The following is a 7,886-nucleotide window of genomic DNA, read 5'->3' on the forward strand; positions in this document are numbered from 1 at the left end:
GGAACCTGAAATGAGCAAGCGCACCAGCGAATACGCCGACGTGATCGACCTGCACGCGCGTCGCCGCTGCCAGCTCGAAGCCCGCGGACTCGACCCGATCGGGGTGGCGCTCAACATTCTCGCCGAAACCGGAGAGGCGTTCGGCCACGGCTACGACCCCGACGGCGGGGACTGGGCCGCATGACCACCAAAACTCAAGCCCGACAGGTGAACCCGATCGTCCAAGCGGCAGCGGATCAGGTTCGCAAACCCAAGCGCCGCAAGACCAAAGACCTCTCGCGCGGAGAGCGCCGCGCCCAATCGGGGTTGTTCGAGGAATCCGAGGTGAAGCAGTGAGCACCACAACCACCACGACAACGACCCACCGCGACCCGGTGGACGAGATTCTGACCGCGATCATGCATCTGCTCGGCTGGGCGATCGTAGCGGCGTTCACGGCGGCTTGGTGGGCGCTGTTGTTCCCGATGGTCTCGCTGCCGATCGCAGCAACCGCCGGCCTTTTCTGGCTCTACGGCTGGGCACCCGCCATCGGCCTCGGTATGGCCTCGACTGCTGCTCTGAGACTGTGGCGGGTCCGGTACCCGGAATCGTTCTCCCGCTGGATCACTCGCCGTGCCCGCTCGCGGTTCCTGGCCTGGTTTCGGTACCGGCGCCCGTGGGGCAAGCGTCTCAACGACTGCACCCTGACTCGTCGCGAGCAGCAGGCCGTGAAGGTGCCACGGCTCCTGGACATCCAGATCGGGAATTCAACCGACCGGGTGCGGGTGCGAATGCTGTCGGGTCAATGCCCTGAGGACTGGACCAACCGAACCGCCCACCTGGCACATGCATTCCGCGCCCAGGAATGCCGCGCTTCGATCGTCGGACCAGCGCGGGTGGAACTGGTATTCCGTCACGCTGATTCGCTCGCTGAGCCGATTCCGGTGCATTTCCCGCACATCCCCGGCGGCTTGGGAGGACCGCCGCGCCAGGAAGACGACAACGCCGCGTGACAACCACCACCGACAGCGAGGGAGGCCCGACCATGACAGACCAACAGCCTGACACCGGAACGGCCTCCCCCGGCCCTGTCCGGGAAACCGCGGCCGATCGGCGTGCCATGCCGAACCTCTACGACATCGCGCAAGCGGCGGCCGACAAACACGGGGAGTGCCGCCGACCGATCCCGATGTACTCCTACGACCCCGACACCGGCGAATCGAAATACGTTGGCGCACCCTGCAAATCGACACTCGAAAGCGTGTGCCCCTCGTGCGCGGCTCGGGCTCGCGCTCTGCGGATGCAGCAGGCTCACGAAGGCTGGCATATCGAAACCGAACCGGTGGACGACAAACGCGACCCCACCGAGCAACAACGTGCACTGGTCGAGGCTCGCGCGAGCTTGATGGACCTGTACCAGGATGCGAAGGCTCGCGATGATCACGACGAGATGGCCGGCATCCGGGAAGTGGTGGCGGATCTGGATGCGGAGTTGCGGGAGACCGGTGTGCGCGGGCGTCTTCCGGCGCTGGATCCTGCGCCGAAATCGGAGCGCAAACGGTCGACCCGCCGCCGCCAGGACGTCCCGGACCTGCCTCGCAAGAAGGTGGATAAGTCCACGATCGGACGTCAGTACGCGGGCAAGTACCGGCCCTCGATCTTTCTCACCCTCACCTGCGACAGCTACGGGCGCATGAACGGTGACGGTGCGGTCAACAGCAAGGGCGAACCCTGCGGTGACGGCTCTCCCGTCGACCCGGACACCTATGACTACCGCCGTGCTGCCCGTGACATTGTGTTCTGGCCCGCGCTGTTCGATCGGTTCGTTCAGAACTACCGGCGTGCGACCGGTCGCGATATCCAGTACTTCGCCACCGTGGAACCCCAGCGCCGTGGTGCCCCGCACATTCACATGGCGATCCGCGGAACCGACCCTCGGGAGCTTATTCGGCAAATCGTGGCCGCGACCTACCAGCAGGTGTGGTGGCCGCACTTCGACCCGGAAAACGAGCAGTACACCGACGGGCACATGCCGGTCTGGGACTACTCCGCCGGCCGATTCGTCGACCCCGACACCGCCGAACCGCTGCCGCTATGGGACGAGGCAATGGACATGCTCGACTTGGTGGACGACCTCGAACCCGCCCACGTGGTGAAGTTCGGCCGCCAGGTCGACGTCCAAGGTGTGCTCGGAGGCACCGAGGAAGCCTCCCGCCACGTCGGCTACCTGACCAAATACCTGACCAAGTCCATCGCTGAGGTCATCGAACCCCAGACCGACCGGGCGGCACAGCATTACGAGCGGCTCCACGCCGAACTCCAGAAAGTGCCGTGCTCGCCCAACTGCCCGATCTGGCTGCGCTACGGCATCGCTCCCAAGGGCGCCAGCGACAAGACCCGGCCCGGCCGCTGCAAGGGCAAAGCCCACCGCCGCGAAACCCTCGGCCTGCGCGGACGCCGCGTGCTGGTCTCGCGTCGCTGGACCGGCAAGACCCTCCCGGACCACAAGGCCGACCGCGCCGAGTTCGTTCGGCAAATCCTCGCCCAGGTCGGCATCCAACGCCCGGACCCGTCCCGGCTGATCGTGAAACCGGTCGAACCGGGAGACAAGAACGTGCCACCGCGAGAGCACCTGATCATGGCCTCGATCGCTCAGCGGATCAAATGGCGCGCCCAATACGAAAACGCACGCCTGGCAGCCAGTCCACCAGGCGAACAAGGTTCGGCAACGCAGAACGCGGCGTGACAACGGAGGTCGAAGTGATCGAGAATCGTTGGTACACAACGGAAGAGGTTGCGGCAATGCTCAAGATCGACCCATCGAGCTTGCGGCGGTGGCGTGCGGCTCGTCCTCCGCAGGGGCCGCCCTTCGTTCAGGTCTCGGACCGTGTGATCCGGTATCACTCGGATGACGTGGCCGAGTACCTGCGGCGCAAACGTGTTGATCCGATGGCGGCGTGATGGCCGGCAAACAGGTTGTGCCGCTCGGTGTCCCCGTTCGGGGTGACATCGAAAAGCGGGCTCGGGCCAAGCCGTTTCGGGCCCGCGTTCGCTGGACCGACCCAGCGACCGGAGCACGGCCGTCCAAATCCGAGTCGTTCGACACTGAGGATGAGGCGCAAGAATGGCTCGACAAGATCAAACGCGCCGCGTCCCGAGGTGTCGATCCGAAGACCGCGACGGCCAAGCTGGCGGACTACGGCGAAGCGAATATGGACTTTGCGATGCGTGGTGTCGAGCCGAAGACGCTCGATCCGTATCTCGCGGGCTGGCGTAAACGTGTCGTTCCGACCGTCGGTCATCTGCCCGTCACGATGATCACGGCGGGTATTGCGGACCGTGCCGTGTCTGCCTGGATCGCGGATGGGTGCGGGAAATCGACGGTCAAGAACTCGTTGGCCGCGTTCGTGCGGGTCATGGAACAGGCCGTGCGTGACGAGTTGATCGACAAGAATCCCGTGGCGGTCGTCGGCTGGCAGAAGCAATTCGCGCGCTACGAAGACGAGCTGGAAGACCCGCGAGCACTGGCGTTGCCTGATTGGCGTGCCCTCACGACGTTGGCGGATGCGCTGGTCGCGGCATCGGCGGACAAGTATCGGGGCTGGGGTGATGTCGTGACGTTCATGGCGTGCACAGCTACCCGGATCGGTGAGGCGTCCGGCTGCCGGGTCGGTGATATCGATGCGGATCGGTGGGTGTGGACCTTGCGCCGGCAGACCACCCCGGGCCCCGGCGGGATGGCTGATAAGGGCACGAAGGGCAAGCGGGCTCGACGTATTCCGATCATCGAGGAGTTACGCCCGATCGTCGCCAGGCGACTGGAAGGCCGCCAGGATCAACCTGACGCGCGGCTGTTCGTGGGGCCCCGCGGCGGACGAATCAGCACTGGCGTTCTTCGCCGGGCAACGCATTGGGACGCAGTAGTCACGAAGCTGGGATACGACCACCTTCGGCGTCACGATCTCCGGCATACGGGGCTGACCTGGATGGCGGACGCCGGGGTGCCGCTGCATCGGCTCCAACGGATAGCCGGCCACACTGACCCGCGCATCACGCAGCGGTATCTGCATCCGGATATGGCGGCGCTGACCGAGGACGGAAACATGCTGTCACGGCACCTACGGTCCCCAAATGGTCCCCAGCTTCATGTCGTCGGCGAATGAGCAAACCCCTCCCAACCAGGTCAGGAGGGGTTTGCGTCTGTCGGGCTGACAGGATTTGAACCTGCGACCACTTGACCCCCAGTCAAGTGCGCTACCAAGCTGCGCCACAGCCCGTGGCTCCCGCTTGCGGGTGCTCGAAGAGATTACCTCACTACCCCCTCGTTGGACCAAATCGGCTGCGTGCGGGAGATCCGGAACGGGGGTGGCGGGTGGAGCGAGAGTCTCGGATGCGACTCGTCCGGTCGACGACTGCCATGGCGGACACTGGCCCCGAGTCGGGCACGGCGCGAGCGCCTACGCCGATGCGCGGGCACGACGATGAGCCGAATCGATTTGCTGCCCTTTCGAACTCGTCGTATGGCAGTCGTGAAGTGCGTTGCACCGAGCGTCGCGGGGGCTGCCATTGGCCACCGGTTCGGCGCCGTGGTCTTTTCCTGGGGCGAGCTGAGCCGCCTGCCTCTGAGTGCCGAGGCGGCTCGGTGCGGTCTACGCTTCGGCGGCGCTGCTCGCCGCACCCGTATGGACACGCCCCGCCCACCGCACCTGCGGGCGCGCCCCGACGATCCCCCGATCTTCGCGATGGCAGTAACGATCCTCAACTCTTCGGCAGAAACGCCGATGGTCGATCAGAGGAGGCGCGCGGGCCGTCGTCGCCCGGCTCATATCAGCCTCGCGCAATCATGGGCACGGTGACAAAGGTGCTCAGTAGGATTGCCGAGACCTGACAATGCGGGTGCGTGGACGAAAGTGGACGACCGGATGGTGCGTACCGGGCTGGTGTCGGAGCTGACCAGCTATGTCGGCCGGCGCGGCGAGTCCGCGGATGTCCGCCGATTGCTCGGGTCGGCGCGCTTGGTCTCGCTGACCGGGCCCGGCGGGGTGGGCAAGACGCGGCTGGCGTTCCGGGTCGCCTCGGACACCGCGCGCGCGTATCGCGACGGGGTGTACTTCGTCGAACTGGCCGAGCTGCGCGAGCCGGCGCTTCTGGCCGACGTCGTCGCCGACCGGCTCGATCTTCAGATCCGCTCCGAACAGCCGGCGATCGGCCGGGTGCTGGAGTATCTGCGCGAGCGCGAGGTCCTGCTCGTGCTGGACAACTGCGAGCACATCCTCGGCGCGTGCGCGGAATTCGTTGCGGCGCTGCTCACCCAGTGCGGCAAGGTCACGGTTCTGACAACGAGCAGGCAATCGCTGGCGGTTCCCGGGGAGAGGACGTTCCGGGTGCCGCCGCTGCCGATCCCACCGGACACCGCCGGGCCGTCGGAACTGCTGCGTTACGACAGCAGTCGCCTGTTCGCCGACCGGGCCGCCGCCGCGCAGACCGATTTCGACATCACCCCGCACAACGCCGCCGACGTGGCACGCCTGTGCCGGCAGTTGGACGGAGTCCCGCTGGCGATCGAGTTGGCCGCGGCGCGCATGCGTTCGCTGCCACTGCACCAGATCTGCCGGCGGCTGGACCGGAGGCTGACGCTGCTGACCACCGGTTCGCCGATCTCGCCCGAACGGCAGCAGACGCTGCGCGCCACCATCGTGTGGAGTTACGAGTTGTGTTCGCGCGCCGAACAACTCGTCTGGTGCCGGGCGTCGGTGTTCACCGGATCCTTCGACCTCGAGGCCGCGGAATTCGTCTGCGGCGGTGACGGAGTGGATCCTGCGGCCGTGCTCGACATGATCGACGCGCTGGTCGACAAGTCCGTGCTGGAGCGAGACGGCACGGACGACGCCCGGTACCGCATGCTGGCAACCCTGCGGGAATTCGGGCAGGAAGAACTCCACGCGGCCGGCGACGACAATCGGATCGCCCGCAGACATCGCGACTGGTTCGACCGGCTGACGGCGCGGGCGGATGCCGAGTGGATCGGTCCCTCGCAGTCGTCGTGGGTGTGGCGGTTGCGGCGCGACCACGCGAATCTGCGTGCGGCACTGGAGTATTCGCTCACCGAGCCCGGCGAGGCGGATATCGCCCTGCCGATGGCGCAGCGGATCGTCGAATACTGGACGTTGCGGGGCACGAACCGCGAGGCGCGCACCCGGCTCGACCGCGCCCTCGCCGCCACCTCGCCGGACCATCCCGCCCGTGCCTACGGCCTGGCGACCAGTGCCCAGTTCTCGGTGTGGCTGTCGGACATTCCCGGCACGCTCACCAGGCTGGACGAGGCCGACAAGATCGCCGCGGACCGCGGCGATCGGGTGGCCGCGGCGTTGTCCGATGTGGTGCGCGCGCAAGTGGCGAAGATCCGCCTCGAGGACCGGCTCTCGGCCGGGCTGGCCGGCGCGGCGGTGCCGGTTTTCCGCGCCCATGGCGATCGACGCAACGAACTACGCGCCCGGTTGCATCACGGGATCGCCAACACCGCGAGCTCGCCCGCGGAAGGTCTTCGCCTCCTGCGGGATATGACGGCGCGCAGTGACGAACTGGGCGATACCTACTACCGCGATATGGCGCTGTTCGGTATCGCCATGATCGAGGTGATGGCCGGCAGCCTGGACGCCGCCGAAGCCGCTGCCCGTACCGCTCTGGCCTCGACTCGATTGCGCGACAGCCGTTTCGGTGACGCCTACCATCTCGAGACGCTGGCCTGGTGTGCGGCCCGGCGCGGCGAATGCGAACGGGCGGCGACATTGTTCGGTGCCGCGGCGACAGCGTGGGACCTGCTGGGCTCCGACCCGGCGGCGATCATGCCGCGGCCGCACGGCAGATTCCGGGATCTGGCCGCCACCGCGCTGGGCGCCGACGCGTTCGACAGCGCCCATGCCGCCGGGCGCGCCTTGCCCCGCGAGCGGGCGCGTCGGTACGCCCTGCGTGAAGAGACCGAGGACTCCGCGGTCCGGGAGCCGCAGTCACCGTTGACGGCGCGCGAACTGCAAGTCGCCCGGCTGGTCGCCGACGGTCTGACCAACCGCGAGATCGCTGTTCGGCTGGTCATCGCTCCACGCACCGCCGATACCCACGTTCGCCATATCCTCACCAAGCTCGGCTTCGGCAAACGCGCGCAGATCGCCGCGTGGATGGCCGCCCGAACACACCCGTAAGGCGCGGATATACGTCGTTTCGCCGATGTGGGCGACCCTGGACGCCGGGCACGCTGGCACTCCCGGCAGATGGGAGTGAACCTATGTCCGAACCGACCACCGACCACCCGGCCCGACGGCTCCAGGGCGTCCTCGCCGTCGAGGACCGTCCGGCTCCGGCCGCACCCGCCGGCGCTCGTGACACAGCGCGGGCGATGATCGGCCGACTCCTCGCGCGCGTCGCGGCAGACGCGACGCGAGCCGGCGATGCCGAGCGGGACTGTCTGCGGCTCGCGGTCGAGATCCTGCACGCACCCTCTTCCCGCGACTGCACCACGCGACTCGAGGATGCCGCGCGGACCTGGGCACGCGACGGGCTGTCGACAGACGTCGTGAACGCTCTGCACGCCGCGGTGCAGGAGGTGCTGCACCGGATCGGCCAGGGCGATGCGACATCGGGCCACCGGCACTACGACGTCGTTGTCGCCGCCGCCACGCTGGTCGGGGATCTGTTGGACACCATGAGCACCACAATCATCGGTGCCTGCGTCCGGCAGTTCGACCGAGCCGAAGACGGCCACGAGGCCGCGCTCTCGGCTCTGCTGGAGGGACGATCGGTGTCCGAGATCGGGGCTCGGTACGGCGTGACGATCGCCGAGCGCTATCGAGTCCTCGCGCTGGCAATGCAGCCGGACCGGCACTGCGACGGCGACGACGTCATCGGCAAAG

General features: G+C 67.3%; 7 protein-coding genes, 1 tRNA gene and 1 pseudogene. 8 read left to right on the forward strand and 1 reads right to left on the reverse strand.

What is annotated here, in order from left to right; genetic code table 11:
- The 6 genes from RJ03_RS27920 to RJ03_RS27940 all read left to right on the forward strand — a co-directional run.
- A partial coding sequence (locus RJ03_RS27920; protein ID WP_036507903.1) for a hypothetical protein occupies window positions 1–184 on the forward strand: 184 nt, incomplete at its 5' end.
- On the forward strand, window positions 181–336 hold the full coding sequence (locus RJ03_RS37390) for a hypothetical protein (RefSeq protein WP_157163510.1): 156 nt from the start codon (window positions 181–183) through the stop codon (window positions 334–336). The genes RJ03_RS27920 and RJ03_RS37390, both read left to right, overlap by 4 nt.
- Complete coding sequence (locus RJ03_RS27925; RefSeq protein WP_036507906.1) at window positions 333–992, forward strand: hypothetical protein; 660 nt, start codon at window positions 333–335, stop codon at window positions 990–992. The genes RJ03_RS37390 and RJ03_RS27925 overlap by 4 nt, the downstream gene beginning before the upstream one ends.
- 32 nt (window positions 993–1,024) lie before the next feature.
- Entirely contained in the window at window positions 1,025–2,725 is a 1,701-nt protein-coding gene (locus tag RJ03_RS27930; RefSeq protein ID WP_036507916.1) for a replication initiator, read from the forward strand.
- Window positions 2,726–2,739: 14 nt separating this feature from the next.
- Entirely contained in the window at window positions 2,740–2,940 is a 201-nt protein-coding gene (locus tag RJ03_RS35640) for a helix-turn-helix domain-containing protein (protein WP_218001013.1), read from the forward strand.
- A complete protein-coding gene (locus RJ03_RS27940) occupies window positions 2,940–4,142 on the forward strand; it encodes a tyrosine-type recombinase/integrase (protein ID WP_036507911.1) in 1,203 nt (400 codons plus the stop codon). Before RJ03_RS35640 ends, RJ03_RS27940 begins: the two co-directional genes overlap by 1 nt.
- Window positions 4,143–4,182: 40 nt before the next feature.
- On the opposite strand, the gene RJ03_RS27945 is transcribed toward RJ03_RS27940, so the two are convergent.
- A tRNA-Pro gene (locus RJ03_RS27945) sits at window positions 4,183–4,256 on the reverse strand.
- A 597-nt stretch (window positions 4,257–4,853) separates the two neighbouring features.
- On the opposite strand from RJ03_RS27945, the gene RJ03_RS27950 reads away from it, so the two are divergent.
- Both RJ03_RS27950 and RJ03_RS27955 read left to right on the forward strand, forming a co-directional pair.
- Window positions 4,854–7,178: an ATP-binding protein gene (locus RJ03_RS27950; RefSeq protein WP_198163931.1), complete on the forward strand. Its 2,325-nt coding sequence runs from the start codon at window positions 4,854–4,856 to the stop codon at window positions 7,176–7,178.
- A gap of 83 nt (window positions 7,179–7,261) precedes the next feature.
- Window positions 7,262–7,886: pseudogene (locus tag RJ03_RS27955) on the forward strand (hypothetical protein); the annotation flags it as partial.

Origin of the sequence: Nocardia aobensis NBRC 100429, from assembly GCF_000308375.1 — a bacterium.
GTDB lineage: Bacteria > Actinomycetota > Actinomycetes > Mycobacteriales > Mycobacteriaceae > Nocardia > Nocardia aobensis.

What these genes read in the sequence shown, in the direction of transcription:
- RJ03_RS37390 (WP_157163510.1), top strand. Translation starts at nt 181, where the DNA reads ATGACCACCAAAACTCAAGCCCGACAGGTGAACCCGATCGTCCAAGCG.
- RJ03_RS27930 (WP_036507916.1), top strand. Translation starts at nt 1,025, where the DNA reads ATGACAGACCAACAGCCTGACACCGGAACGGCCTCCCCCGGCCCTGTC.
- RJ03_RS27940 (WP_036507911.1), top strand. Translation starts at nt 2,940, where the DNA reads ATGGCCGGCAAACAGGTTGTGCCGCTCGGTGTCCCCGTTCGGGGTGAC.